Below are 25,780 nucleotides of genomic sequence, written 5' to 3'. Positions count from 1 at the left end.
CATGCGGTTTATCTGTAAAAACCTGTGTTCTGACTTTACGACGGCTTCGCCGCCGGACGCAGCCTTGTTCCTGCGGCAGCTGCTACGGTCACGAGCACCCGCAGAACCATAAATTTTGTTTCACATTCCTTGCACGCAACTGCCGGTATATTCACTAAGCTCATTGCTCATTCAATGAACCCCTTGCCCGCGCCTCCTCTGCGGGCTTTTTTTTGCCCTTCAAGCACCCTGCCGGAACACCAGCGCCTTGAGGCCGCATTCCACATCCGCGTCCGGGAACTCCGGTGGGTTGTCCAGGCGCTGCACAAAACGCAGGCTCGGCGCATCCCGGGTCACACCGTCGATCAAGAAGTCCGAGCCCAGTGCCGGGTCGTTCATGCAGGCCAGCACCGTACCGTTTTCGCTGAGCAGCTCCGGCAGGCGACGCACCACGCGCTGGTAGTCCTTGGTCAGCAGAAAGCTGCCTTTCTGAAATGACGGCGGATCGATGATCACCAGGTCATAAGGCCCGGTGCTTTTCACCTTGCCCCAGGACTTGAACAGTTCATGGCCCAGGAACGTCACCTTGCTCATGTCATGCCCGTTCAGGCGATGATTGTCACGCCCGCGACTCAGGGCCGCACGGGACATGTCGAGGTTGACCACATGCTGCGCCCCGCCTTCTATGGCCGCCACGGAAAAACCGCAGGTGTAGGCAAACAGGTTCAGCACCCGCTTGCCCTCGGCATTGGCCCGCACCCAGTCACGACCGTAGCGCATATCGAGAAACAAACCGTTGTTCTGCTTGCGGCCCAGGTCCACCCGATAGCGCAGGCCGCCTTCGGTCAGCGTCCACTCGTCAACCGCCGCGCCCACCAGCCATTCGGTGTCGCTTTGCAGGGTATAGCGATGTTGCAGCACCAGGGTGTGGGCCGCGCTGGCTTGCCACTGCGGGGATTGCGCAAGGGCCATCAGCAATTGCTTGAGGGCAGCCAGTTGCGCGGCCTCAGGCTCCTTGAACAGGGACACCTGCACCACGCCCTGCAACCAGTCCACCGTCAACTGCTCAAGCCCTGGCCAGCAGCGACCACGCCCATGAAACAAACGCCGGGTTTCGGCGGGGGCAGTGCCCAGCGCAGTCAATAAGTGCTGGTGCAGGGTGGTTAACGCTTCAGGAGTCATCAGGCCGGCCGGTCAATTTCAAGGGCCGGCATTTTACACCATTGCAGCGCCATGCCTAACCTGCCTGTTCAGCCAGCCAACAGCTTTGCCCTGCTAGGCTCGTGCAGGCACGAACCCTCGTCTGGCTGGCGTCAGCGGGCGAAAAAACCGCTGAAGACCTCCTGGCCGGATTTTCTCTCATAAACCCCAGCGAAATCAGGCATTTCTGCCGCCGTTGATCCATACTGACTAAATGTAACGTCATGTGTATAACAGCCGTTGCAGCCAGGTACTTCCCAACCATTCTTGAGTCATTCTGCGTGAAAATTCATCTTTCCATATTAAGCCTGTGTTTAGTTCTGGCAGGCACCAGCGCCTCTTCAATCGCCGCAGCGGCTGAAAGCACCTCGGCCCCACGGGATACCTCAAAACTGCATATCGCCTCAGGCAGCGCGCTGCTGGTGGACCTGCAAACCAACAAAGTGATTTTTGCCAGCAACCCGGACGCCATCGTGCCCATTGCCTCCGTCACCAAACTGATGACCGCTATGGTGGTACTGGATGCCAAGCAGTCGATGGATGAGTCCATTTCGGTCAATATTAGCGACACGCCGGAGATGAAGGGGGTGTTTTCGCGGGTGAAGATTGGCAGTGAGCTGTCGCGTCACGAAATGATGCTGATCACCCTGATGTCCTCGGAAAACCGCGCAGCCGCCAGCCTGGCCCACCATTATCCGGGCGGTTATGTGGCGTTTATCGCGGCGATGAATGCCAAGGCCAAAAGCCTGGGCATGATGAGCACCCACTATGTAGAGCCCACCGGGCTGTCGATCCACAACGTGTCCACTGCCCGCGACCTGAGCAAGCTGTTGGCCGCGGCGCGGCACTACCCGATGCTCAGCCAGTTGAGCACCACCAAGGAAAAGACCGTTGCGTTCCGCAAACCCAACTACAGCCTGGGTTTCAGCAACACCGATCACCTGGTCAGAAAAGACAAATGGAACATCAAGATCACCAAGACCGGCTTTACCAACCAGGCTGGCCATTGCCTGGTGCTGGTCACTGAAATGGGCGGTCGCCCGGTGTCCCTGGTGATTCTGGATGCCTTTGGCAAATACACTCACTTCGCCGATGCCGGGCGGATTCGCAACTGGGTGGAAACCGGCAAAAGTGGCGGTGTACCCGACGTAGCCTTGCGCTACAAAGCCGAAAAAAACCTGCAAAAAAACCAGCTGACGGCAGGTCAGGCGGGCAAGTGAAGGATTGCGAGTGAGGTGAAATGCAGGCACTTGCCCCGGGGAGAGGATCGGGGACAAATGCCTGCGTACTGCTCGTTACAAACTGCGGATAGAAAGAACCCCGTCACCTGGACGGGGTTCTTGCCTGGCACATGCTCAGATCAGTTTTGCAGGGCAGGCTGCGAATCCCCATTGATCGGGATGCGTTTGGCTTTTGCCTCTTCCGGCACCACCCGCTGCAGGTCGATGCTCAGCAAACCGTTGCTCAGGTTTGCGCCTTTGATCTCGATATGGTCGTCGAGACGGAAGGACAATTTGAATGCCCGCTGTGCAATACCTTGATGCAAGAAGGTCACGCCTTCTTCGCTGGTGCTTTCGCGTTTGCTGCCGCTTACGCTCAGCACGCCTTTCTCTACTTGCAGGTCCAGATCATCTTGCTGGAAGCCTGCTGCCGCGACCACGATGCGATAGCTGTCTTCACCGCGTTTTTCAACGTTGTAAGGTGGGTAGCCGCCGCTTGAATCGTTGCGCAGTGCGGTTTCAAACAAATCACTAAAACGGTCAAAGCCGACAGAATTACGGAACAGTGGCGCCATTGAAAAAGCGTTGCTCATAATTTCATCCTCCTGATTTCAGCGAGATTTTGTTACGCGACCCGGTTTCGGCATCGCGTACCCCTTAGATAGGGACCGGCAAAATCATTTCAAGGGCTTTTTTTGAAATTTTTTTCAGGTGCTTCAGGCAGCATCGGCAGGCGGGTTGTTGACCAGGTGCCGGACCTTCTCACAGTCGGTTTCACGGCGCATGGCATTGAACAGCACCACCGCTTCAGGGTAATTGCGGGTCAGCATCGCCAGCCACTGCTTGAGCCGCCCCGGCGCCGAGCGCGGGGTCAGCTGGGCTTCGGCCTGGGCCCAGAAGTCGCGGATCATGGGCTGCAAATCGGCCCAGGTCATCGGCACCACCTCAACACCGGCGCGGGCAGCGGCAATTTGCGCGGCCAGATCAGGCCGCGACACCAGCCCACGGCCCAGCATGATGTCTTCGGCCCCGCTGATTTCGCGGCATCGGCGCCAGTCTTCAACCGACCAGATATCACCGTTGGCAAACACCGGCACCTTGACCGCTTCCTGCACCTGGGCAATGTATTCCCAATGCGCAGGTGGCTTGTAGCCATCCATCTTGGTCCGCGCATGCACCACGATCTGGCTGGCGCCGCCCTCGGCCAGGGCAATCGCGCACTCGTTGGCGCTGTCCGGCGTATCGAAGCCCAGACGCATTTTGGCGGTGACCGGGATATGCGCAGGCACGGTACGGCGCACCTGCAGCAAAATGGCGTGCAGCAGTTCAGGCTCCTTGAGCAGCACTGCCCCGCCACGGGACTTGTTTACGGTCTTGGCCGGGCAACCAAAGTTGAGGTCGATCACCCCGCTGCCCAGCTCCACCGCCAGCGCCGCGTTGTCGGCCAGGCACGCCGGGTCGGAACCCAGCAATTGCACCCGCAGCGGCACACCGGAGCGCGTCTGCGCACCGTGCTGCAACTCGGGGGCGAGTTTATGGAAGTAGGCTTCAGGCAACAGCCGCTCGGTGACCCGAATAAATTCGGTCACACACCAATCAATACCGCCGGTGCGGGTCAGGACATCACGCAGGATGTTGTCGACCAACCCCTCCATCGGCGCCAAAGCAATTTGCATGGGTGACTCTCATGAAAAACGTGCGGCAGTTTACGCGGTTCTGCAGGCAATCGGTATGTGCAGGGGCTCAGACTCAGGCCGTCACGACAGCCGGGCCGTAACCTTCGAGAAACTCGGCAGGCAGGCGCCTGGCCTTGCCGGTGGACAGCTCGATGCAGACAAAGGTGGTTTGCGCACGCAACAGGGTGACCCCGTCGCTGGGGCGTACAAGCTGAAAGTGGCGGGTCATGCGCAGGCGCTGGTCGCAATCGACAATCCAGGTGGCCAGTTGCAGTTCGTCGCCTTCGTAGGCGCTGGCCAGATAGTCGATCTCATGGCGGGAAACGGCCATGGCGCGATCGAGGCGACGGTACTCGGTGAGATCCAGCCCCAGGCGCTGCGAATGGCGCCAGGCACAGCGTTCGAGCCAGACCACATAGGCTGCGTTATTGGCATGGCCAAACCCGTCGATGTCTTCAGCCTGCACCTGCAGGTCAATGATGAACGGTGCTGCCAAATCCCAACTCATGCCTTGTCTCCCTGTAGATAAATAAGGAGCGCAGTGTAACGCAGAGGGGGCGACGGGAAACTTGAAGAGCAGGAATTAAAAAACTGCAGACAAACAAAAGGGCCATTCAATAATCGAATGACCCTTATAAATCCCGCAAAGCGGGTAATCGTGGCGTCCCCTAGGGGACTCGAACCCCTGTTACCGCCGTGAAAGGGCGGTGTCCTAGGCCACTAGACGAAGGGGACACAAACCCTTCTAACAGTGATCAGCGCTGAGTGCTGATCGATTCAATGCCAGTGTGGCCCGGCATTGAACTGTAAATTGGTGGAGCTAAACGGGATCGAACCGTTGACCTCTTGCATGCCATGCAAGCGCTCTCCCAGCTGAGCTATAGCCCCGATTTATCGCCTGGCGGCGGAGCAACACCGAAGTGCTGCTTCTGTAAAACTGGCGTCCCCTAGGGGACTCGAACCCCTGTTACCGCCGTGAAAGGGCGGTGTCCTAGGCCACTAGACGAAGGGGACACAAACCTTCTAACTTGACCAGCGCTGAGTGCTGGTCGATTCAATGCCGGTGTGGCCAGGCATTGAACAGTAAATTTGGTGGAGCTAAACGGGATCGAACCGTTGACCTCTTGCATGCCATGCAAGCGCTCTCCCAGCTGAGCTATAGCCCCAAACTAACCGTGTTGGGTGTTGCTGTGTTGCGTTCTGCTTGTTTCGTGTTGCTGTGTTGACGGGGCGCATATTAAGACTGGATCGGTAGGCTGTCAAACTTATTTTTAAACTTTTTTAAAAAAATTTGTCGTGAGAACAACCACTTACCCTTCCTGCCCCGTAAATACGGGGCCAAACCCACAAAACCTGTAGCCGCTGCCGAAGGCTGCGATAAGGGCCGAAGGACCTTCAACCCCAAAGGACTGCTACGCAGCCCATCGCAGCCTGCGGCAGCGGCTACAGATAAAAGCTGTTAATTCATCGCGCTAAACAGCTTTTCCCACTCCTTGTTTTCTTTCTTCGACACGCCGCCCAGCAAGTCCAGCGCCTGACGCAGACGGAAACGGGTCAGGTCCGGCCCCAGGATCTCCATCGCGTCCAGTACCGACACCGAGCTGGCCTGCCCCGTGATCGAGGCGAACATCAGCGGCATGGCATCACGCAGCTTCAGCTCCAGGCTTTCAACCACGGCCTGGATGCAGCCGGTGATCGCGTCCTTTTCCCACTGACGCAGGCTCTCAAGCTTCCACAGGATCAACTGCATCAACTGGCGCACTTGCTCGTTGGACAGCTTCTTGTGCTCAAACAGCTTGGCATCGAGCTGCAAGCCACCCGAGAAGAAGAACCCGGCAAGGGGTGCGATCTGGCTGAAAGTCTCGACCCGGCCCTGTACCAGCGGCGCGATCTTCATCATGTACTCGGGGTTCAACGCCCACTGCTGCACGCGGCTGGCAAACTCGTCCAGCGGCAGGTCACGCAGCCACTGGCCGTTGAGCCAGGACAGCTTCTCAACGTCGAAAATCGGCCCGCCCAGGGACACACGGCTCAGATCGAAGTTGTCGACCATTTCCTGCAGCGAGAACTTCTCGCGCTCGTCCGGCATCGACCAGCCCATGCGGCCCAGGTAGTTGAGCATCGCTTCAGGCATAAAGCCCATGCGCTCGTAGAACGTCACCGAGGTCGGGTTCTTGCGCTTGGACAGCTTGCTCTTGTCCGGGTTGCGCAACAGCGGCATGTAGCACAGCTGCGGTTGTTCCCAGCCGAAGTATTCGTACAGCAGGATCAGCTTGGGTGCCGACGGCAGCCACTCTTCGCCACGCAGTACATGGGTGATGCCCATCAGGTGATCGTCGACCACGTTGGCCAGGAAGTACGTTGGCAGGCCGTCGGTTTTCATCAGGACTTGCATGTCCATGCGGTCCCACGGGATTTCAACGTCGCCGCGCAGCAGGTCCGGTACCACGCACACGCCTTCGGTCGGCACTTTCATGCGGATCACGTGAGGCTCGCCAGCGGCCAGGCGCCGGTCAACTTCTTCCTTGGACAACAGCAGCGCACGACCGTCGTAGCGCGGGGTCTCGCCCTTGGCCATCTGCTCGGCGCGCATCTGGTCCAGTTCTTCAGCGGTGCAGAAGCACGGGAAGGCGTGGCCCATATCCACCAGTTGCTGGGTGTACTTTTTGTAGATGTCGCTGCGTTCGCTTTGACGGTACGGGCCGTGCGGGCCGCCTACGTCCGGGCCTTCGCTCCAGGTGATACCCAGCCAGCGCAGGGCGTCGTAGATCTGCTGCTCGGACTCGCGGGTCGAACGCAACTGGTCAGTGTCTTCGATGCGCAGGATAAATTCGCCGCCGTGCTGCTTGGCAAAGCAGTAGTTGAACAAAGCGATGTAAGCGGTGCCGACGTGGGGGTCGCCGGTAGGCGATGGCGCAATGCGCGTGCGAACGGTGGTCATGGGCGGTCTCGAAATGGAGATAAAACAAAGGGCGAATGGTAACAGGCCGACCCGGCCCGGCTCCAGCACAGGACTCGACCCGACCGCCACACGGTTGAAAAAAGCTGTAATAGAGCGCTTGTATCGAATTGATACAGGGAAAAGCAGCCAGGACCGGTGTTAATCTCGGCTCATTCTTGACATTCCCTGGCTGGAGATAACCATGTCCCACGTTGTGCTGGTGCTGGTAGAGAGCGTTAACGATTACCTGCACATGCTGGAACACCAGGGTTACGAACTGATCCTTGCGCCCACCCCCGCCAGCCGCGCCGAGGCCATTGTCCGCCACGGCGCCCGGATCGACGCGGTGCTGACCCGCGGCCCGCTGGGCCTGCATGCCGATGAAATGGCCGCCCTGCCCCTGCTCAGAATCATCTGTGTGATCGGTGCAGGCTTCGAACAGGTCGATCTGCAAGCCGCCAGTAACCTGGGTATTACTGTGACTTTCGGCGCCGGGGCCAATGCCTCTTCAGTGGCCGACCATGCCATGGCGCTGTTGCTGGCCGTGGTGCGCGGCATCCCCCAGGCTGACGCCAGCATCCGGCGCAACGAATGGGTCAAGGTGCGCCAGCCATCACTGTCGGGCAAACGCATGGGGATTATCGGCCTCGGCGCCATCGGCGCTGCCATCGCCAAACGTGCGGACCACGGCTTTGACATGAGCATCAGCTACCACAGCCGCCAGCCGCACCCTGACTCGCCTTACACCTACTGCGCCAGCGTGCTCGAACTGGCCAGCCAGGTGGATTTCCTGGTCGTCGCCACCCCGGGCGGCAGTGCCACCTACCACCTGGTCGACGCTCCCGTGCTGGACGCCCTAGGCGCTGATGGTTACCTGATCAATATTGCCCGCGGCAGCGTGGTCGACACCGACGCCCTGATCGCCGCCCTCGCCACGGGCAAGATCGCCGGGGCCGGGCTTGATGTGTTTGAAGACGAGCCTTTGGTGCCCGACCCGCTCAAAACCCTGGGCAACGTGGTCATGACCCCGCATGTAGCCGGCCAGTCGCCCGATGCCGTCGAGGCCACCGTGCAACTGGTGGTCGACAACCTGCGGGCCTTCCATGCCGGCAAACCGGTGCTCACCCCCGTGCCCTTGCCGCACCCTGCCTGACCCCGGAGCCTGCGCTTGAAATTCAGCCTGCCAACAACCGCCACTGCACCCTTCTGCCCCTCCGAAGTCAGTGGCAGCGTGCCCGTCGACGCCAGCGCGCCGTTTTTCAAGCGCGTGCTGCGCTTTGCCGGGCCCGGCCTGCTGATCAGCATCGGTTACATGGACCCCGGCAACTGGGCTACCGCCATTGAAGCCGGCTCGCGCTATGGCTACAACCTGCTGTTTGTGGTGCTGCTCGCCAGCCTGGCGGGCATGGCCGTGCAATGCCTGTGTTCACGCCTGGGCATTGCCACCGGGCGCGATCTGGCGCAGCTGTGCCGTGAGCGCTACAGCAAGCGCTCGGCGCGGGTGCAATGGCTGCTGGCAGAAATCTCGATCATCGCCACCGACCTGGCCGAAGTGCTCGGTTGTGCCCTGGCCTTCCACCTTTTGCTGGGCTGCTCGCTGACCACCGGCATCGCCCTCACCGCCCTCGACACCCTGCTCGTGCTGGCCCTGCAAGGCAGGGGGTTTCGTCGGCTTGAAGCAATCATGCTGGCGCTGGTAATGACCATCGTCGGCTGTTTTTTCGTTGAACTGGTACTGATCAAGCCTTATTGGCCGGATGTGTTCGACGGCTTCAAACCGTCGTTGTCTGCGATCAGCGGTGCCGCACCACTGTACATCGCCATCGGGATCATTGGCGCCACGGTGATGCCGCACAACCTGTACCTGCACAGCTCCATCGTGCAAACCCGCCTGACCGGCAAGGACTACGCCAGCAAACTGGACGCCGTGCGCCTGTCGCGCATCGACACCATCGGCTCCCTGGCCCTGGCGCTGCTGGTCAATGCCGCGATCCTGATTCTGGCAGCTGCCGCCTTTCACCAGAGTGGCCATACCGACGTGGTAGAAATCCAGGACGCCTACCGCATGCTCGACCCGCTGGTGGGCGGCGCGATGGCCAGCGTCCTGTTCGGCGTGGCGCTGTTGGCCTCGGGGCAAAGCTCGACCTTCACCGGGACCATCGCCGGGCAAGTGATCATGGAAGGCTACCTGGAGCTGAAAATCCCCTGCTGGCAACGGCGCCTGATTACCCGTGGCCTGGCGCTGGTACCGGCGTTCCTCGGTGTGTGGCTGATGGGCGACGACGCGGTGGGCAAGTTGCTGATCCTCAGCCAGGTGGTGCTCAGCCTGCAACTGCCGTTCGCGCTGTACCCGCTGATCCGCATGACCGGCGATAAAAAACTGATGGGGCCTTTCGTTAACCGCCTGCCGACGCGACTGTTGGCGTGGTTTCTGTTCGCGGTCATCAGTTGCGCCAATGTCTGGCTGATTGCGCAGATCGGCTTCGGGGGCTGAACCTGCGCCCTTAATTCCAGCGCCCGGTGGCTCGTTATACAAGACGACTCCTGCTATTGAGGTGCTGACATGTCCGCCGCTGCCACCCTGGTGCAAAACCTGCGCAATCGTCTGAGCAAACCCACGGCCTATCGATTGTTCGATATCCGGCTCAAGCACCGCATCACCTTGAGCCCATCGCTGACACGCTTTGTGTTCAGCGGCAGCGATGTGGCGCTGATGCGCACCCTGGCCCCCGACCAACGGGTCAAGCTGCTGTTCCCCAGTGCCGATGGCGCCGCCGCCAACCTGCCCAAACAGGGTGACTGGCGAGCGCCCCTGCGGGACATGAGCCCAGAACAGGTGCCGCCCATGCGTTCCTACACCATTCGCAACCTGCGAGTAGATGCCGGCGAGCTGGATATCGACTTTGTCCTGCACGGTGTCACCGGCCCCGCTACACGCTGGGCCAGCCAGGCCAGGGCGGGTGATCGCCTGCAGATCGCGGCACCCAATGGCGCTTATACCGACGATCCCGGCGGCTATGAATGGCAACCGCCGCAAGGCATGCGCAAAGTGTTGCTGATCGGCGACGAAACCGCCCTGCCGGCCATTGCCGGCATCCTCGAAACACTGGCGTTGCACCCTGACACCCCCCAGGTGCAGGCTTTTATCGAAGTGCCTGAAGAGGCGGACTGCCAGGCGCTGCACTGCGGCGCGAACACCAAAGTGCACTGGCTGCCCCGTGCCAGCCTGGGCAAACAGCACGGCGACGGCATGATCCTCGCCGCCCGCGAGCTGGCCAGCTTGCCACCAAGACGCATGCAGGCTCGGGCCTGTGCCGAACTGCAGGAGCTGGACCTGGACAACCAGCGCCTGTGGGAGCGGGCCAGTGCCAGGCACAACGAGTTCTACGCCTGGGTGGCCGGGGAATCGATGGCGGTGATGACCATCAGGCGGTTTTTCGTCAATGAATGCGGCCTGGACCGCAAGGGCCTGACCCTGATGGGGTACTGGAAACTGGGGCGCTCGCTGGGCTAAGGCACCCAACGACCCGTAGCCGCTGACGAGCGGAGCGAGGCTGCGGCTACAGGGTCTGAAGGAAACTTCAATTGTGGGAGCGGGCTTGCTCGCGATGGCATCGGCGCGTTTCAACTGAAATACCGCGCCGCTTGCATCGCGAGCAAGCCCGCTCCCACAAGGGATTGGTGTTGTTTGTTTTTGCTGTGTTCACGGGAATGCCCCTCACAGAAGTCCGAACGCAGCGAGGCTGCGATGGCGGCTACAGGAACTAAGAAACAATTTTTTACATGTCGAGGTTCGGGTTTTGCTCTTCTCATCCGTCCTACATGGATAAGCAATCGCTTCTCAATGGCGATTACACACCCGCCCTGCCGCGAGTTTGCCGTTCCCCATGTCCAAAAAGTCCCGTTCAAAACTCTGGTTTCTGGTTCACAGCTGGCTGACCCTGCCCATCTGGTTCTTTGTGCTGATTGTCTGCGTGACCGGCACGCTGGCCGTGGTCAGCCAGGAGATTGTCTGGCTGGCCACCCCCGAGGCCCGCGCCACGCAACCGTCCGATGATGCGCCACTGCTGACTTACCAGCAGGTGCTGAGCGCCATTCACCAGGCCGAGCCGACGCTGGCCGTGCAGTCCATCAGCCGCCCCGACGAGTCGCACTTTGCCCTGGTGGCCAGTGTGGTGTACCCCGACGGCCGCTCGCCGTCGCTGTATATCAACCCCTACTCCGGGGCGATCCAGGGTGAAAGCCCCAGCTTTGACTTCAAGGCCTTTACCCGCGCCCTGCATGGATGGTGGCTGGTGCCCTTTACCAATGGCTACAGCTGGGGCTGGTACCTGGTGTCGTTCCTCGGCCTGCCGCTGCTGGGCTCGCTGATTACCGGGCTGGTAGTCTACAAAAAATTCTGGAAGGGCTTTTTCAAGCCCAACCTGCGCTTCAAGCACGGGGCGCGGATTTTCTGGGGCGACTTTCATCGCCTGTGCGGCATCTGGTCGATCTGGTTTATCGCGGTGATTTCCATCACCGGCCTGTGGTTCCTGATCCAGGCTTTCATGTTCGATAACCAGATCTCCATCTCCACCGCCGGCAACCCGCCCGTGGTGGCTCGCCAGGATGTGCCGGTCACGCCCGACGGCAAGCCCGCGCCGCAGATCAACCTCGACCAGGCCGTGCAGATCGCCGCCGAAAACATCCCGGGGCTGGAAGCCAGTTTTGTCAGCCTGCCGAGCAATGCCTATGGGCATATCGAAGTCGGCGGCCCGGGCTGGTACCCGCTGCTGTTCCAGACCGCCGACATCAACCCGTACAACGGCGCCATCGAAGGCTCGCGGATGATTGCCGACCGCTCCGGGCTGGAGCTGGTGACCGAGTCCATGCGCCCGCTGCACACCGGCGACTTTGGTGGGCTGTGGGTCAAGCTGATCTGGTTTTTCTTCGGTTTGATCCTGAGCATGATGGTCTTGAGCGGCCTGCTGATCTGGACCAAACGCACCGCCCTGGCCACCGCCAACGCCCTCAAGCGCAGCGAAAAACCCCGGCGGCCAGCCGCCGTCACGGCGCATAGCCCACAGCCCGAAGAGGCCAATGTATGAGCAAGGCAGTGGCTGTACCGTCCTCGTCCGCCCTGAGCCGGCTTTGGCACAAGTGGCGCTTTCACATCAATATTTTACTGTTGCTGGTGCCCCTGGGCTTTATGCCCAAGTACTTTGCCGATGCCTCGCTGTTTCGCGGCGACAGCGGCCTGGGTGAACGCGATATCGGCACCGTGCAGGTCGGCCCCTGGAGCCTGCAACTGGCCGAGCTGCGCAACGAAGCCCCGCGCCCCGACGGCCCGGCCGGCTACATGAAGAGTTTTAACGCGGCCCTGTGCGACACCTGTATCGATCAGGTCAAGGCTGCCTACCTGCGCATCGGCAAGCCGCGCAGCCTGCGCGCCGCCGGGGTGATCTTTTTCGGCACGCCGTACCGCATGGGCGCGACGATGCCGATCCCGGAACGCACAAAGGCCGATGCCGAGCTGTGGATCACCCTTGAGGGGTGGGACGGCTCCATGCATCAGGCCTCCATTCCCCTGAGCCAGGCCTCACCGGCGACGGTCGCCTGGCTGGCCCAACGAGGAGGCAAACCATGACCTGGCGCCTGTTAAAGATCCCGGCCATTGCCGCAGTGCTGGCCTTCAGCAGCCAGGCCCTGGCCCACAACCCGATGTGCGAATGCAAGGCCATCGAGGACGGGCAAATCCGCTGCACCGGCGGGTTTTCCGATGGCAGCGGCGCACCGGGAGTGACGCTGGACGTGATCGGCTACGACGAAACCATCCTGGTGCCCGGCAAGCTGGGCGCCGACTCGACCCTGACCTTCAAACGCCCGGAGGCCGAATTCTATGTGCTGTTTGACGCCGGCCCCGGGCATATCGTTGAGATCGACCAAGCCGATATCGAGGCCCCATGAGTACTCAAGTCGTGCGCCCCGCCGGTGCCGGGCATGAAACCCTGCATGTGCTGCTGTTGTGCCTGCTGATTGTGGCCGTGGCAGGCTCAGTGGTGGCCTGGCGACATGAGTCGCAGGCAGTGACCTCGGTGGCCGCCCACCAGCTGGATGCGCGCCGCGACCTGAGCGCCGCCGAGCAGGGCATCTACGCCGACCTGCGGGTCACCCTGGATGAAGTCCAGCTGCTGCGCGAAGAGGCCGGCACCCTGCCGCCGCCCGCGCAACTGGCTGAAGAAGGCTTTGCGCCCTTTGCCCACGATGCAAGTTCGATCAGCCGGGGCAACCACACCTGGCAGATGCTGGGCGAGCAGGCTTATCTGGGCATCAGCCCTAATCCCGAAGTGGCGGGCTCGTTTCTGCTGCGCCTCGGCGAGCAGCCCGATATCTGGCTTAACCGTCAGCACGATGTGAGGCCCGTCACTGATCTGAGCGATGCCGCCCTCAACCAGAGTGGCTGGCAGCAAGTGATCGCGCAATTCGATGCCGGGGTCACCCGCCAGCATCGTCACTGAACCCACTGCCTGACCTGAGAGAAGACTGCTCGCCATGTCGATTTCATCTGTTCTGCGCCGCCGCACCCTGCTGCTGGCGGCCCTGCTTGCCTGTTGCCTGTCACCGCAGGCCTTTGCCGACACCCCGGCCCCGCTGGCCAAGCCGCTGCGCATCGGCATCACCCTGCACCCCTATTACAGCTATGTGAAAAACATCGTCGGCGACAAGGCCGAGGTGGTGCCGCTGATTCCTGCCGGGTTCAACCCCCACGCCTACGAACCCCGCGCCGAAGATATCAAGCGCATCGGCACCCTGGATGTGATCGTGCTCAACGGCGTGGGCCACGATGACTTCGCCGACCGCATGATCGAAGCCAGCGAAAAACCGCAGATCCCGGTGATCGAGGCCAACCAGAACGTACCCTTGCTGGCCGCCACCGGCAACGCGGCGCGGGGTGCGGGCAAGGTGGTCAACCCGCACACCTTTCTGTCGATCAGCGCCTCGATTGCCCAGGTCAACAACATTGCTCGTGAACTGGGCAAGCTCGACCCGGCCAACGCCAAAACCTACACCGCCAATGCCCGCGCCTACGGCAAGCGCCTGCGCCAGATGCGCGCCGATGCCCTGGCCAAGCTGACCCAGGCGCCCAACGCCGACCTGCGCGTAGCCACGGTGCACGCGGCTTACGACTATCTGCTGCGCGAGTTTGGCCTGGAAGTGACCGCGGTAGTCGAACCTGCCCACGGCATCGAGCCCAGCCCCAGCCAACTGAAAAAAACCATCGACCAACTGCGCGAACTGGACGTGAAGGTGATCTTCTCCGAAATGGATTTCCCGTCCACTTACGTCGACACCATCCAACGTGAGTCCGGGGTCAAACTGTACCCGCTGTCGCATATTTCCTATGGCGACTACAGCGCCGACAAGTACGAAAAAGAAATGACCGGCAACCTCGATACCGTAGTCCGGGCAATCCAGGAGGCCGGCGCATGACTGTCGCTGAACGCCTGTCAGTCACGGCTTGCGGGCCGGGGGTGGAATTTGACCAGGTGTCCCTGACCCTGGGCCGCACCGCCATTCTCGATCATGTCAGCTTCAGCATCCGCCCCGGCAGCGTGCATGCCCTGGTCGGCCCTAACGGCGGTGGCAAAAGCTCGCTGATCAAGACCCTGCTGGGGCAAATGCCCCATCAGGGCCGCCTGTGTTTGAACTGGCCCGGTGAGCCGGGGTTGATCGGCTATGTACCCCAGGCGCTGGAGTTTGATCGCGGCTTGCCGATGACCGTGGATGATTTTATGGCCGCCATGTGCCAGCGCCGCCCGGCCTTTATGGGGTTGTCCCGCAAGGTCGCTCCGGCCATCGGAGAAGCGCTGGAACGGGTGGGCATGCAAGACAAGCGCAAGCGGCGCATGGGCGCGCTGTCCGGCGGTGAACGCCAGCGCGTGCTACTGGCCCAGGGCCTGATTCCAGCACCGCAATTGCTGGTGCTGGATGAACCCATGTCGGCCCTGGACGAAGCCGGTGCCCAGGTGTTTGAGCGCCTGCTGACGGACTGGCGCCAGGCCGGGGTCACGGTGGTGTGGATCGAGCACGACCTGGCGGCGGTCAAGCGCCTGGCTGAGCGCGTCACCGGCCTCAACCGCCAGGTGCTGTTCGACGGCCCGCCAGAGCAAACCCTGAGCCCCGAGCGTTTACTCACGCTGTTTTCGACCCACCCCAAGGCGCACGGGAGCACCCTTTGATGAGTTACGAAGCCTTCCGTTTAATGGTTCAGGGCTGGGCATCTGCCGGTTATCTACCCGAAGTGCTGGCCTATGGTTTTGTGGTCAACGCCCTGCTCGCCGGCCTGCTCATCGGCCCTGTGTTGGGCGGGCTGGGCACACTGGTGGTGGTCAAGCGTTTCGCGTTTTTCTCCGAAGCCGTGGGCCATGCCGCACTCACCGGCGTGGCCATCGGTATCCTATTGGGTGAACCCTACACCGGGCCCTATGGCAGCCTGTTCGGCTATTGCCTGTTATTCGGCATCTCGCTCAATTACCTGCGCAACCGCACCGGGCTGGCACCGGATACGCTGATCGGCGTGTTCCTCTCGGTGTCATTGGCCCTGGGCGCCAGCCTGCTGCTGATTCTGGCGGGCAAGATCAACGTGCATATCCTTGAGAACGTGCTGTTCGGCTCGGTACTGACGGTCAACGGCAACGACCTGCTGGTGCTGGCGGTGGTCGGCGCACTGGTGCTGGGGCTGAGCCTGCCGCTGTACAACCGCATCATGCTGGCCAGCTTCAACCCGCAACTGGCCGCGGTGCGCGGAGTGGCAGTGAAGTCCCTGGACTACCTGTTCGTGATTCTGGTGACGCTGATCACCGTAGCCGCCGTAAAAGTCATCGGCGCGATTCTGGTCGGTGCCCTGCTGGTGATACCGGCGGCGGCCGCACGTTTGCTCAGCCAGTCGCTGAAGGGATTTTTCTGGATCTCGGTGCTGATCGCTACCGTCAGCACCCTGTGCGGCATCCTGCTGCCCATCGTGTTTGACCTGCCGATCCCGTCCGGTGCCGCGATCATTCTGATGGCCGGCATCGCCTTCGCCCTCGCCGCCATCGCCCGGGGCGTGGTGCCCAGCCTGAAAGGGAATATTGGATAAATGTTCACTCTGCGCAAACTGACCCTCGCCCTGGCCCTCACCGGCCTGTTGAGCACACCTGTACTGGCCGAAACCACCGTACTGGCCAGCCTGCCGATTACCTTTGGCTTGAGCGAACTGCTGCTCAAGGACAGCGGTGTGAAACTGCAACGGGCAGCCCCGGCCAACCTGCCGGGCAGCCGCCAGAGTGCCTACTTCAGCGGCCGCGGCGCCCCGGCCCTGCACACGCTGGCTACAGAAGCCGACGCGGTGATCGGCCTGCGCTCGCTGTGGAGCGACGATCCCCTATACCCGATGGCGCGGCGCAGCAATATTCGCATCGTTGAAATTGACGCGGCGCGCCCGGTGGACGGAAGCCTGCCGGGCATTGCCGTGCAGCCGGGTGCCCACGGCGATGGCCTGAACAGCCAGCCGTGGTTGACCAGCAACAATATGGGGCGCATGGCGGATGTGATCGCGGCTGACCTGGTGCGGTTGGCACCGGATGCCAAACCCCGAATCGAAGCCAACCTGGCGAGCCTCAAACAGCGCTTGCTCAAGCTCAGCGCCGACAGCGAAGCGCAACTGGCCAAGGCAGACAACTTGAGTGTGGTGAGCTTGTCCGACCGGCTGGATTATCTGATTGGCGGCTTGAATCTAGAGCAGGTTGAAGTGGACCACAAAGGCGACGAGACCTGGACGCCTGAGGCATTGCAAGCGCTGAGCCATACCTTGAAAGACCAGGGTGTGGCGCTGGTGCTGGACCACCGTGAGCCTTCAGCCGAGGTGAAAAAAGCTATTGCCGAGGGCGACAGCACGCTGGTGGTGATCGTTGCCGATGGCACCGACCCCGTGGCCGAGTTGCAGGGCAATATTGCTGCGATCATCAAGGCACTTGCTCAGAAGTAAACCCTGTACCTGTGGGAGCGGGCTTGCCCGCGATGCAGGCGGCGCGGTCAGCCAGCCACACCGCGGTGCTGCCATCGCGGGCAAGCCCGCTCCCACAGGGATTGTGGCGACCCGCTAAGCCGATATGCCCCCTTGCACCTGCTTGTCCGCGTGATAGGACGAGCGCACCAACGGCCCCGCCGCGACGTTTTTAAAGCCCATGCGCAACCCTTCTTCGGCAAGCCAGGCAAAGCTGTCCGGGTGCACAAACCGTTGCACTGCCAGGTGGCTGCGCGAGGGTTGCAGGTACTGCCCCAGCGTCAGCATGTCGACCTCATGCTCGCGCAGGCGCCGCATGACTTCGAGCACCTCTTCATCCGTCTCACCCAACCCCAGCATCAACCCCGACTTGGTCGGCACATGGGGCACCCGGTGCTTGAAGTGTTGCAGCAAGTCCAGTGACCACTCGAAATCCGATCCCGGTCGCGCGGCTTTATACAGCCGTGGCACGGTTTCCAGGTTGTGGTTGAACACATCGGGCGGCTCCTGCGCAGTGATCGCCAGGGCCACGTCCATGCGCCCACGATAATCAGGCACCAGGGTTTCCAGTTGCACCCCCGGCGACAGCTTGCGGATTTCGCGCAGGCAGTCGACAAAGTGCTGCGCGCCACCGTCACGCAAGTCATCACGGTCCACCGAAGTGATCACCACATACTTGAGGCCCAAGTCGGCAATGGCGATGGCGAGGTTTTTCGGTTCATCCACATCCAGCGGTTTCGGCCGCCCGTGCCCCACGTCGCAGAACGGGCAGCGCCGGGTGCAGATATCGCCCATGATCATAAAGGTCGCAGTCCCCCCCGAAAAACACTCGCCCAGGTTCGGGCAGGCCGCTTCTTCGCACACGCTGTGCAGCTTGTGTTTGCGCAGCAGCGCCTTGACCCGTGCTACCTCGGGTGAGGTGGCAAGGGGCACGCGGATCCACTCGGGTTTACGCGGGATATCTTCGGTGGGCAGGATCTTCACCGGGATACGCGCCACCTTCTCGGCACCGCGCAATTTGACCCCGGCTTGCAGGGGCTGCGGGCGGCTGGCTACGGGCTGTTGTGCATTCATGGCGTGGCTCCACACAGGTCTGCAATCAAGCCGAATACACCGGAAACAGGGCGCACAGTTCGCCGACCTGGCGGGCAACCCGGGCCTCAATGACGGCATCGCCAGGGTGGTCGAGGATGTCGCAGATCCAGGTGGCCAGCGCACGGCACTCGGGGATCTGCAAGCCGCGAGTGGTCACCGCCGGGGTGCCGATACGCAGGCCCGAGGTCACGAACGGCGACTGCGGGTCATTGGGCACGGCGTTCTTGTTGACGGTGATATGGGCACGCCCCAACGCTGCGTCGGCGTCCTTGCCGGTAATGCCCTGGCGGATCAGGCTGACCAGAAACAGGTGGTTGTCAGTACCACCCGAAACCACGTCATAGCCACGTTGCTTGAACACTTCGGCCATCGCCTGGGCGTTCTTGATCACCTGGAACTGGTAGTCCTTGAAGCCCGGCTCCAGCGCCTCCTTGAAGCACACCGCCTTGGCCGCGATCACATGCATCAGCGGCCCGCCCTGCCCACCGGGGAACACCGCAGAGTTGAGCTTTTTTTCCAGGTCGGGGTCGGCCTTGGCCAATATCAGCCCACCCCGAGGGCCGCGCAAGGTCTTGTGGGTAGTGGTGGTGACCACATCGGCGTAAGGCAGCGGGTTGGGATACAAGCCAACCGCCACCAGCCCGGCGACATGGGCCATGTCCACAAACAGATAGGCCCCGACCTTGTCGGCAATGGCACGAAAACGCGGGAAATCCAGGGTCTTGGAGTAGGCCGAGAACCCGGCCACAATCATTTTTGGTTGGTGCTCCAGGGCCAGGCGCTCGACCTCGTCATAGTCGATCAGGCCATTGGCATCGATGCCGTATTGCACCGCGTTGTACAACTTGCCCGATGAGCTGACCTTGGCGCCGTGGGTCAGATGGCCGCCGTGGGCCAGGCTCATGCCCAGGAGGGTGTCGCCCGCTTGCAGCAATGCCAGATACACCGCAGCGTTGGCCTGTGAACCGGAGTGCGGCTGAACGTTGGCATAGCCTGCGCCGAACAGTTGCTTGGCGCGGTCGATGGCCAGTTGCTCGACCACATCAACATGTTCACAGCCACCGTAATAACGCTTGCCCGGGTAGCCTTCGGCGTACTTGTTGGTCAGCTCGGTGCCCTGGGCCTGCATCACTTGCGGGCTGGTGTAGTTCTCCGAGGCGATCAGCTCGATATGCTCTTCCTGGCGTTGCGCCTCGCGGGTGATGGCAGCGAACAGGGCCGGGTCGAAATCGGACAGGGTCAGGCTTTTATGAAACATGGGAGGTTTCCTTTTTATTAGAGGTTCAAGCAATGCCTGCGGGGCGATATCAGCTGTTTGCGGCGACGAAGGCGTCATAGGCCTGCGAGTCCAGCAGGTCGTTGAAAGCCGACATGTCTTCGATGCGCATACGGAAAAACCAGCCTTCGCCCAGCGGCGAGGTATTGACCCGTGCGGGGTCATCGAGCAAAGCCGCGTTAACGGCCACCACCTCGCCGGTCAGGGGCATGGCGATCGTGCTGGCTGCCTTTACCGACTCCACGACCGCCACTTCATGACCGGCGTTGAAAGACCCCAAGTCGGGTAGCTGCACAAACACCACATCGCCCAATGCCTGCTGGGCAAAGTCGGTAATACCGACAGTCAACTCGCCAGACGCTTCCAGGCGCAGCCATTCGTGTTCAGGGGTAAAGCGCAGAGTGCTCATGGACATTTCTCTTGTTATCAGTGTGTCCTGATGCAGGACGGACAGGCGCAACTGACAGGACAAGAGCAAGGGCAATGCCAACCTTTAAAAAGCTTTTAATATCAATTGCTTAAATAAAAACGAAACCCTTGCGATGAAGGCAGTGGAGCGAAACTGCTCCAGCCCTGGAGAGGATCTGGCAGGTCGGTCCCGCAAGGGCGGGGTCAGGGCGGGCACGGAGCGAAATCATTCCGCTGGAGCAGAATCACACCACTGGAACCAGCGCAAACTACCCGAACTGAATGGTTTTACGATGGCTGCGCCGGAGTGCCGCACCACGCCATCGCAGCCTCGCTCCGCTCCTCAGCGGCTACAGTTCAGCAGTGCGGGTTACGAGCGCGAGGCTATCCCGTACTTGCGCAACCGCTGGCCTATAGCGGTATGCGACGTCTGCAAGCGCGAGGCCAACTGCCGGGTCGACGGATAGGCCGTGTAATAACGTTCCAGCAAGGCTTTTTCAAACCCCTGCATCGCCTCCTCCAGGCTGGTCACTTCTGCGCTGGCTGACTTGTGCGCGGTCAGCTCGGTGCCCGCCAGTTCCAGATCACCGCAATCAATCACGTCGCCCTCGCTGGTGGCTGCCGCGCGGAAGATGACGTTTTGCAGTTGCCGCACATTGCCCGCCCAGCGATTGCCCAGCAGCAGCGGATGGGTCGCCACAGCCAGTTGACAGGGTGAGCGGTGGATCTGCTCGCAGGCCTGGCGCAAAAAGTGCTCGGCCAGCAGCAGGATATCCATACCGCGCTCGCGCAACGGCGGCACCAGCAGGTTGAGGACGTTGAGGCGGTAATACAGATCCTCGCGGAAGGTGCCTTCGCGCACCATGCGCTCCAGGTCGCGGTGGGTCGCGCAGAGCACCCGCACATTGACCTGCACTTCACGTTCGCCGCCGATCCGCCGAAAGCAGCCGTCACTGAGAAACCGCAGCAGCTTGGCTTGCAGGTACGGGGACATCTCCCCCACTTCGTCGAGAAACACCGTGCCACGATCTGCCAACTCCAGCAGCCCCGGCTTGCCGCCACGCTGGGCACCGGTAAAGGCCCCGGCGGCGTAACCAAACAGCTCGCTTTCGGCCAGGCTCTCGGGCAGCGCGGCACAGTTCAACGCCAGGAACGACGCATCGCGCCGGGCACTCATGGCATGACAGGCATGGGCCACCAGCTCTTTGCCCGTGCCGGTCTCGCCCTGGATCAGCAGCGGCGCATCCAGGCTCGCCACTTTGTGCAACCGGGTCTTGAGCTCCTCCAGCACCGCCGACTTGCCCAGCAAGGCTTCCAGCCCTTCTGCCGGGTCGCGCAACAAGGACGCCAACCGCTCGCCGATACGGCTCGGCGGGTACAGGGTCAGCAGACCGCCCACCAGAACATCCGCGCCGCCGCTGATGGGCGTGGCATCGAGCAGCAGGTCGCGCCCCTTGAAGCTGACTTCGCACATGGGCAGGCGAAAGCCTTTATCGATCAGGGTGCGGGCCAGGTCAGGGGCTGCGAACAGATTCGACAGCGGCTCACCGGTGGGGTCGCTGCCATAAAGATCCGTCAGCCCGGGGTTGGCCAGCAGCACGCAGCCATCGGGATCCACCGCCATCACCGGGTCGCTCATGGCGGCCAGCAGGGCCTCCAGCTGCAGGCGGCGGCGCTGCCCAGGGAGGATGTCCACCAGATCAACAGCCTGCACCCCTGTTACCCCCAGCAAAGCGTGGTGGAGTTCGTCCAGCACCTTTTGCGACAGGGTGGGGGCATCGATATAGACATTCGGCGGGCTCATCTCCACCGCGTCCAGGTTGAGATTGCGCGCGCCCAGCAGCATCAGGATTTCCTGGGTAATGCCGACGCGGTCTTTGAACGTAACGTGAATTCGCATGGCTATCGCTCCCTGACAACAAACAACGAGGGGCGGCACACCCTGTGCCGCCCCCCGGGCAGAATCAATGTCGTGAAGCGGCCATCAGTCGGTCTGGCAAGCCAGGTCCGCAGCCTCCTGCTTGTTGCGCAGCACCGAGCGATAGCCCAGGCCCAGCACCACGAACCACAGCGGCACCATGTACAGCGCCTGGCGAGTGTCATCTTCCAGGGCCAACAGGGTCAGGATAAACACGAAGAAGGTCAGGCACACCCAGACCATGACCTTGCCGCCGGGCATCTTGTACTTCGAGGCACGGTGCAGGTGATCGCGCTTTTTGCGATAGGCCAGGTAGGACAGCAGGATCATGGTCCACACGAACATGAACAAGGTGGCCGATACCGTGGTGATCAGGGTGAAGGCCTCCATCAGGTTGGGCACCACATAAATCACCAGCGCCCCGGCCAGCAGGCAGATACAGGAGAAGATCAGGCCATTGGACGGCACTGCACGGCGCGACAGGTTCTTGAACTTGCTTGGGGCATCGCCGTCCATTGCCAGTCCGAACAGCATGCGGCTGGTGGAAAACACGCCGCTGTTGGCCGAAGACGCCGCCGAGGTCAGCACCACGAAGTTGATGATGCCTGCGGCGGCGGGCAGACCGGCGAGCATGAACAGTTCCACGAACGGGCTCTTGTCCGCCACCACATCACGCCACGGGGTGACCGCCAGGATCGCAATCAATGCAAACACATAGAACATGATGATGCGCAGCGGAATCGAGTTGATCGCCCGTGGCAGGTTGCGCTCCGGGTTTTTGGTCTCAGCGGCGGTGGTGCCCACCAGCTCAATGCCCACGAACGCAAATACGGCAATCTGAAAACCGGCGAAGAAGCCCATCAGGCCGTGGGGGAACATGCCGCCGTCATTCCACAGGTTGGCCATGGAGGCCGAGTTGCCGGTGGGCGACTGGAACGCCGTGGTCACCATATACAGCCCGGTGCAGACCAACGCGCAGATGGCCACGATCTTGATCATGGCGAACCAGAATTCCAGCTCGCCGAACATCTTCACCGTGATCAGGTTCAGTGACAGCAGCAGCGCAACGCAGCCGATGGCCGGCAGCCAAAGCGGGATGTCGGGGAACCAGAAGTGGGTGTAGCCGGAGATGGCAATCACATCGGCAATACCGGTCACGATCCAGCAGAACCAGTAGGTCCAGCCAGTGAAGTAGCCGGCCATCGGGCCCAGCAGGTCTGCGGAAAAGTCGATGAAAGATTTGTACTTGAGGTTGGATAACAGCAGCTCGCCCATGGCGCGCATCACGAAAAACAACATGAAACCGATGATCATGTAGACGAAGATGATCGAAGGACCTGCGAGGCTGATGGTCTTGCCCGAGCCCATGAACAGACCGGTACCGATGGCACCGCCAATGGCAATCAGCTGGATATGACGGTTGGACAGGCTGCGTTGCAGTTCCGGTTCTGGGGTATCAGGTCGGTGATTTTGCATGAATCATCCTCTTTTATTGTTCTTGTACGGGGTCCCTGGACCCGATAAACATCATGTTTATCAGGAGCGGACCAAGGGACATGAGCACGTTCTGTGCCAGCCTCGTACAAGCGGTCAAGCGGGCCGTTTATGCGCCGTGGAGTCTGTGTTTGGGTGTAAAGGAATCACTCCACCAAATACCGTTTATGGATGATTCGCTGGAGCGCGGGTACTGTAAACCATGCTCCAACTGAAGTTGTAACGAAATCAGTCCATTGGAGCGTATTCGTACCGTTGCCGGCCTGAGGGGCTTTTTTGCGGGAGCGGGCTTGCTCGCGATGGCATGGCCTCAACCGACCTGCAAGACCGCGTTGCCTGTATCGCGAGCAAGCCCGCTCCCACAGATGATACGCCTCACGCGCTCCTTTTCAGCGGCATGCGCAATTCAACCCGCAAGCCATCGGGCTGGCTGTCGAAGCTCAGTTCACAGCGACAACGCTCGACAATCGCCTGCACGATCGCCAGGCCAAGGCCGCATCCATTGCTGTTGCCATTGCGCCAGAAGCGCTGGGTCATGTGCTGCAGGGTTTCGGCCGGGATGCCGGGGCCGTGGTCGCGCACCTGGTATTTGACCTGCGGGCCGTCCACGCTCACCGTCAATTCCACCTGGGTACCCGCCGGGGTGTGGCGCAAGGCGTTGTCCAGCAAGTTGCGCAGCGCAGCGATGGCCAGCACCGAAGGCACTTCAAGCGCCGTGTCCGGCAGCTCGGGCGGCAGGTGCAGGCGGATCCGCTCACCCTCGCCCGCCGCCGCATCATGAATCGCGAAATGCGCCACTTGCCCTGCCGAGCAATTGACCCCGTCATCAAACGACAGGCTACCCTCGACCCGCGCCAGCAGGAGCAATTGCTCCAGGGTGCGGTGCAGGCGGTCGGCGCCTGCTTCGGCATGGGCCAGCGACTGTTCACGGGCCTCACCCTCGGTCATGCGCGCCACTTGCAGGTGGGTCTTGATCGCGGTTAGCGGGCTGCGCAGTTCGTGGGCGGCATCCCCGGTGAGGCGACGCTCGCGCTCGATGGTCCTGGCGATACGGGCAAACAGCTGGTTCTGCGAATCGAGCAGCGGCTTCAGCTCACTGGGCAACGGCGAAATATTCAACGGCTGCAAGGAGTCGGCATCACGGCGCATCAGGGCATCACGCATTCGGCTGAGCGGCGCCAGCCCCTGGCCAATCCCCAGCCACAGCAGCAGCAGGCAGACGATCAGCGCCATGCCCACCGGCACCGAGGCCGCCAGCAGCACCGACAGGTTCAAGGCCTCGCGCTCGACCTGGCGGTCAGCCGTGGTGATGCGTACATCACCACGGTCCAGGGTGAAGGTGCGCCAGGTGGCGCCATCGATGACCTGATCATGAAAGCCCGCCGCCTGGGACTGCATCGGCTGGTCCGGGTTGTTGTGGCTGCGGGCCAGGATCTCGCCGCGCAAGGAGCTGACCTGGCACGCCATGCCGCCAGGGATGGTCAGTTGCTCGGCACTGAAATGGGTGCCCTCACCTTTTACCGGCAATTGCGGCAACTGCTCCAGCAACCCGGCCACCATGCGTGCCGAAGCCACCAGGCGCTGGTCAAGGGAAAACATCATCTGCTGGCGCAGGTCGCTAAGCATCCAGGCCGCCGCCAGGGCCCAGACCAGCACAAACGCCGAGCCTATGGTCAGGCTCAACCGCAGGCGCAGGCTCATCAAGCTTGGGGCTCTGCGCCATCGGCAGGGCCGAGGCGATAGCCCAGGCCGCGCACGGTTTCGACAATACCGTTGCCCAATTTGCGCCGCAGGTGATGGATATGTACGTTCAGGGCGTTGCTCTCCAGTTCATCACCAAAGCCATAGATGCTGTCCTTGAGCTGTTCGCTGGACAGTACCCGCCCGCGGTTATGCAGCAAGGCTTGCAGCAGCGCCTGTTCGCGGCGGGACAAGTCTACCGGCTGGCCCGCCAGCAAGGTCACACGGCTGCTGGGGTCGTAGCTCAGGGGGCCATGCTCGATCAGGTTGACACTGCGCCCTGCGACACGGCGCAGCAGGGTGTGCAGGCGGGCAGCCAGCTCGCGCAGGTCAAATGGCTTGAGCAGGTAGTCGTCGGCCCCGGCCTGCAAGCCGTCCACGCGGTCGGTGACCGAGTCACGGGCGGTCAGGATCAGCACCGGCAACTCAAGGCCCTGCTGACGCAGCTGTTGCAGCAGCTTGAGGCCATCTTCATCGGGCAGGCCCAGGTCGAGCACCATCACATCGAACTCGGCGGCCTTGAGCATGGCCCGTGCCGCGCCGGCACTGGCCACATGTTCCACCGTCAGGCCCTGGGCCGTCAGCCCGGCCTTGATGCCGCTGGCGATCAGTTCGTCGTCTTCGCAAACCAGTACATGCATGCTGATACCCGCGTAAATGAGCCGATTAAAAGGTCGTGGGATTAAGGGCGGATTATGCCGTGGAGCCAGACATCATGCCTTCTGACTACGCCACCCGGCGTTATATATGTAGTGCACAGCATCTCAGATGCAGCCCTACCCTGAACGCCTGTCCATCCACACTTAAAA

The 25,780-nt window shown here is 61.6% G+C and carries 24 protein-coding genes and 4 tRNA genes; 12 read left to right on the top strand and 16 right to left on the bottom strand.

Features of this window, described 5'->3' with window-relative positions:
* Positions 1-219: 219 nt before the first annotated feature.
* A complete protein-coding gene (locus tag AB3G35_RS11445) occupies positions 220-1,161 on the bottom strand; it encodes a class I SAM-dependent methyltransferase (RefSeq protein WP_016780351.1) in 942 nt (313 codons plus the stop codon).
* 299 nt (positions 1,162-1,460) lie between these two features.
* Here AB3G35_RS11445 and pbpG point away from each other — a divergent pair, with 299 nt between their 5' ends.
* Positions 1,461-2,399: a D-alanyl-D-alanine endopeptidase gene (pbpG, locus tag AB3G35_RS11440; protein WP_016780350.1), complete on the top strand. Its 939-nt coding sequence runs from the start codon at positions 1,461-1,463 to the stop codon at positions 2,397-2,399.
* A gap of 140 nt (positions 2,400-2,539) precedes the next feature.
* On the opposite strand, the gene AB3G35_RS11435 is transcribed toward pbpG, so the two are convergent.
* The 8 genes from AB3G35_RS11435 to gltX form a co-directional block, all read right to left on the bottom strand.
* A complete protein-coding gene (locus AB3G35_RS11435) occupies positions 2,540-2,992 on the bottom strand; it encodes an Hsp20 family protein (RefSeq protein ID WP_016780349.1) in 453 nt (150 codons plus the stop codon).
* Positions 2,993-3,115: 123 nt separating this feature from the next.
* Positions 3,116-4,075, bottom strand: coding sequence for a tRNA-dihydrouridine synthase (locus AB3G35_RS11430; protein ID WP_083369462.1), 960 nt, complete (start codon positions 4,073-4,075; stop codon positions 3,116-3,118).
* Between the two features lie 73 nt (positions 4,076-4,148).
* Positions 4,149-4,583, bottom strand: coding sequence for a thioesterase family protein (locus AB3G35_RS11425; protein WP_095041109.1), 435 nt, complete (start codon positions 4,581-4,583; stop codon positions 4,149-4,151).
* 151 nt (positions 4,584-4,734) lie between these two features.
* Positions 4,735-4,810, bottom strand: a tRNA-Glu gene (locus tag AB3G35_RS11420).
* 77 nt (positions 4,811-4,887) lie between these two features.
* Positions 4,888-4,963, bottom strand: a tRNA-Ala gene (locus AB3G35_RS11415).
* Between the two features lie 50 nt (positions 4,964-5,013).
* Positions 5,014-5,089: transfer RNA gene (locus AB3G35_RS11410), tRNA-Glu, on the bottom strand.
* A gap of 76 nt (positions 5,090-5,165) precedes the next feature.
* Positions 5,166-5,241: transfer RNA gene (locus tag AB3G35_RS11405), tRNA-Ala, on the bottom strand.
* A 293-nt stretch (positions 5,242-5,534) separates the two neighbouring features.
* Entirely contained in the window at positions 5,535-7,016 is a 1,482-nt protein-coding gene (gene gltX / locus AB3G35_RS11400; protein ID WP_369782680.1) for a glutamate--tRNA ligase, read from the bottom strand.
* A 202-nt stretch (positions 7,017-7,218) separates the two neighbouring features.
* Between gltX and AB3G35_RS11395 the strand changes: the two genes are divergently transcribed.
* The 11 genes from AB3G35_RS11395 (at position 7,219) to AB3G35_RS11345 (ending at position 17,022) form a co-directional block, all read left to right on the top strand.
* Positions 7,219-8,169, top strand: a complete 951-nt coding sequence (locus tag AB3G35_RS11395; RefSeq protein ID WP_369782678.1) for a 2-hydroxyacid dehydrogenase — start codon at positions 7,219-7,221, stop codon at positions 8,167-8,169.
* A 15-nt stretch (positions 8,170-8,184) separates the two neighbouring features.
* Positions 8,185-9,510 carry an Nramp family divalent metal transporter gene (locus tag AB3G35_RS11390; protein WP_106116122.1) on the top strand — a complete coding sequence of 442 codons (1,326 nt, stop codon included), beginning with the start codon at positions 8,185-8,187 and terminating at the stop codon, positions 9,508-9,510.
* 69 nt (positions 9,511-9,579) lie between these two features.
* Positions 9,580-10,530 (top strand): siderophore-interacting protein, encoded by a 951-nt coding sequence (locus AB3G35_RS11385; protein ID WP_369782677.1) that lies wholly within the window; start codon positions 9,580-9,582, stop codon positions 10,528-10,530.
* Positions 10,531-10,903: 373 nt separating this feature from the next.
* The gene (locus AB3G35_RS11380) at positions 10,904-12,103 is read left to right on the top strand and encodes a PepSY domain-containing protein (RefSeq protein WP_083369461.1); all 1,200 of its coding nucleotides are present in this window, start codon (positions 10,904-10,906) and stop codon (positions 12,101-12,103) included.
* Positions 12,100-12,642 carry a thiamine pyrophosphate-binding protein gene (locus AB3G35_RS11375; protein WP_134050497.1) on the top strand — a complete coding sequence of 181 codons (543 nt, stop codon included), beginning with the start codon at positions 12,100-12,102 and terminating at the stop codon, positions 12,640-12,642. Before AB3G35_RS11380 ends, AB3G35_RS11375 begins: the two co-directional genes overlap by 4 nt.
* Entirely contained in the window at positions 12,639-12,962 is a 324-nt protein-coding gene (locus AB3G35_RS11370) for a hypothetical protein (RefSeq protein ID WP_086796247.1), read from the top strand. Before AB3G35_RS11375 ends, AB3G35_RS11370 begins: the two co-directional genes overlap by 4 nt.
* Complete coding sequence (locus AB3G35_RS11365) at positions 12,959-13,513, top strand: DUF6162 family protein (RefSeq protein ID WP_134050495.1); 555 nt, start codon at positions 12,959-12,961, stop codon at positions 13,511-13,513. Before AB3G35_RS11370 ends, AB3G35_RS11365 begins: the two co-directional genes overlap by 4 nt.
* A gap of 34 nt (positions 13,514-13,547) precedes the next feature.
* On the top strand, positions 13,548-14,486 hold the full coding sequence (locus AB3G35_RS11360; protein ID WP_095004084.1) for a metal ABC transporter substrate-binding protein: 939 nt from the start codon (positions 13,548-13,550) through the stop codon (positions 14,484-14,486).
* The gene (locus AB3G35_RS11355; RefSeq protein ID WP_016780337.1) at positions 14,483-15,235 is read left to right on the top strand and encodes a metal ABC transporter ATP-binding protein; all 753 of its coding nucleotides are present in this window, start codon (positions 14,483-14,485) and stop codon (positions 15,233-15,235) included. Before AB3G35_RS11360 ends, AB3G35_RS11355 begins: the two co-directional genes overlap by 4 nt.
* Entirely contained in the window at positions 15,235-16,134 is a 900-nt protein-coding gene (locus tag AB3G35_RS11350; protein WP_086796244.1) for a metal ABC transporter permease, read from the top strand. The genes AB3G35_RS11355 and AB3G35_RS11350 overlap by 1 nt, the downstream gene beginning before the upstream one ends.
* Positions 16,135-17,022: a metal ABC transporter solute-binding protein, Zn/Mn family gene (locus AB3G35_RS11345; RefSeq protein WP_169845493.1), complete on the top strand. Its 888-nt coding sequence runs from the start codon at positions 16,135-16,137 to the stop codon at positions 17,020-17,022.
* Positions 17,023-17,136: 114 nt separating this feature from the next.
* On the opposite strand, the gene lipA is transcribed toward AB3G35_RS11345, so the two are convergent.
* The 7 genes from lipA to AB3G35_RS11310 form a co-directional block, all read right to left on the bottom strand.
* The gene (gene lipA, locus AB3G35_RS11340; RefSeq protein ID WP_106116115.1) at positions 17,137-18,114 is read right to left on the bottom strand and encodes a lipoyl synthase; all 978 of its coding nucleotides are present in this window, start codon (positions 18,112-18,114) and stop codon (positions 17,137-17,139) included.
* A 25-nt stretch (positions 18,115-18,139) separates the two neighbouring features.
* Positions 18,140-19,393 carry a serine hydroxymethyltransferase gene (glyA, locus tag AB3G35_RS11335; RefSeq protein WP_369782674.1) on the bottom strand — a complete coding sequence of 418 codons (1,254 nt, stop codon included), beginning with the start codon at positions 19,391-19,393 and terminating at the stop codon, positions 18,140-18,142.
* Positions 19,394-19,442: 49 nt separating this feature from the next.
* A complete protein-coding gene (gene gcvH, locus AB3G35_RS11330) occupies positions 19,443-19,820 on the bottom strand; it encodes a glycine cleavage system protein GcvH (RefSeq protein ID WP_106116114.1) in 378 nt (125 codons plus the stop codon).
* Positions 19,821-20,189: 369 nt separating this feature from the next.
* Entirely contained in the window at positions 20,190-21,719 is a 1,530-nt protein-coding gene (locus tag AB3G35_RS11325) for a sigma-54-dependent transcriptional regulator (protein WP_095040320.1), read from the bottom strand.
* 84 nt (positions 21,720-21,803) lie between these two features.
* Positions 21,804-23,213: a D-serine/D-alanine/glycine transporter gene (cycA, locus tag AB3G35_RS11320; RefSeq protein ID WP_016780330.1), complete on the bottom strand. Its 1,410-nt coding sequence runs from the start codon at positions 23,211-23,213 to the stop codon at positions 21,804-21,806.
* A 393-nt stretch (positions 23,214-23,606) separates the two neighbouring features.
* Positions 23,607-24,935 carry an ATP-binding protein gene (locus tag AB3G35_RS11315; protein ID WP_177413513.1) on the bottom strand — a complete coding sequence of 443 codons (1,329 nt, stop codon included), beginning with the start codon at positions 24,933-24,935 and terminating at the stop codon, positions 23,607-23,609.
* Entirely contained in the window at positions 24,932-25,612 is a 681-nt protein-coding gene (locus tag AB3G35_RS11310) for a response regulator (RefSeq protein ID WP_086796237.1), read from the bottom strand. Before AB3G35_RS11310 ends, AB3G35_RS11315 begins: the two co-directional genes overlap by 4 nt.
* Positions 25,613-25,780: the final 168 nt, after the last annotated feature.

Source organism: Pseudomonas sp. WC2401 (genome assembly GCF_041200115.1).
In the GTDB taxonomy this organism is placed as follows: Bacteria; Pseudomonadota; Gammaproteobacteria; order Pseudomonadales; family Pseudomonadaceae; genus Aquipseudomonas; species Aquipseudomonas fragi.
The sequence above is the reverse complement of the archived record's forward strand: the minus strand, read 5'-3'. Positions and strand labels throughout refer to the sequence as shown.

Bases quoted from the DNA above. Each gene is read 5' to 3' on its own strand.
- AB3G35_RS11445 (WP_016780351.1), bottom strand. From the start codon at position 1,161: ATGACTCCTGAAGCGTTAACCACCCTGCACCAGCACTTATTGACTGCG.
- AB3G35_RS11435 (WP_016780349.1), bottom strand. From the start codon at position 2,992: ATGAGCAACGCTTTTTCAATGGCGCCACTGTTCCGTAATTCTGTCGGC.
- AB3G35_RS11430 (WP_083369462.1), bottom strand. From the start codon at position 4,075: ATGCAAATTGCTTTGGCGCCGATGGAGGGGTTGGTCGACAACATCCTG.
- AB3G35_RS11425 (WP_095041109.1), bottom strand. From the start codon at position 4,583: ATGAGTTGGGATTTGGCAGCACCGTTCATCATTGACCTGCAGGTGCAG.
- gltX (WP_369782680.1), bottom strand. From the start codon at position 7,016: ATGACCACCGTTCGCACGCGCATTGCGCCATCGCCTACCGGCGACCCC.
- AB3G35_RS11395 (WP_369782678.1), top strand. From the start codon at position 7,219: ATGTCCCACGTTGTGCTGGTGCTGGTAGAGAGCGTTAACGATTACCTG.
- AB3G35_RS11385 (WP_369782677.1), top strand. From the start codon at position 9,580: ATGTCCGCCGCTGCCACCCTGGTGCAAAACCTGCGCAATCGTCTGAGC.
- AB3G35_RS11380 (WP_083369461.1), top strand. From the start codon at position 10,904: ATGTCCAAAAAGTCCCGTTCAAAACTCTGGTTTCTGGTTCACAGCTGG.
- AB3G35_RS11375 (WP_134050497.1), top strand. From the start codon at position 12,100: ATGAGCAAGGCAGTGGCTGTACCGTCCTCGTCCGCCCTGAGCCGGCTT.
- AB3G35_RS11370 (WP_086796247.1), top strand. From the start codon at position 12,639: ATGACCTGGCGCCTGTTAAAGATCCCGGCCATTGCCGCAGTGCTGGCC.
- AB3G35_RS11365 (WP_134050495.1), top strand. From the start codon at position 12,959: ATGAGTACTCAAGTCGTGCGCCCCGCCGGTGCCGGGCATGAAACCCTG.
- AB3G35_RS11360 (WP_095004084.1), top strand. From the start codon at position 13,548: ATGTCGATTTCATCTGTTCTGCGCCGCCGCACCCTGCTGCTGGCGGCC.
- AB3G35_RS11355 (WP_016780337.1), top strand. From the start codon at position 14,483: ATGACTGTCGCTGAACGCCTGTCAGTCACGGCTTGCGGGCCGGGGGTG.
- AB3G35_RS11350 (WP_086796244.1), top strand. From the start codon at position 15,235: ATGAGTTACGAAGCCTTCCGTTTAATGGTTCAGGGCTGGGCATCTGCC.
- AB3G35_RS11345 (WP_169845493.1), top strand. From the start codon at position 16,135: ATGTTCACTCTGCGCAAACTGACCCTCGCCCTGGCCCTCACCGGCCTG.
- lipA (WP_106116115.1), bottom strand. From the start codon at position 18,114: ATGAATGCACAACAGCCCGTAGCCAGCCGCCCGCAGCCCCTGCAAGCC.
- glyA (WP_369782674.1), bottom strand. From the start codon at position 19,393: ATGTTTCATAAAAGCCTGACCCTGTCCGATTTCGACCCGGCCCTGTTC.
- gcvH (WP_106116114.1), bottom strand. From the start codon at position 19,820: ATGAGCACTCTGCGCTTTACCCCTGAACACGAATGGCTGCGCCTGGAA.
- AB3G35_RS11325 (WP_095040320.1), bottom strand. From the start codon at position 21,719: ATGCGAATTCACGTTACGTTCAAAGACCGCGTCGGCATTACCCAGGAA.
- cycA (WP_016780330.1), bottom strand. From the start codon at position 23,213: ATGCAAAATCACCGACCTGATACCCCAGAACCGGAACTGCAACGCAGC.
- AB3G35_RS11310 (WP_086796237.1), bottom strand. From the start codon at position 25,612: ATGCATGTACTGGTTTGCGAAGACGACGAACTGATCGCCAGCGGCATC.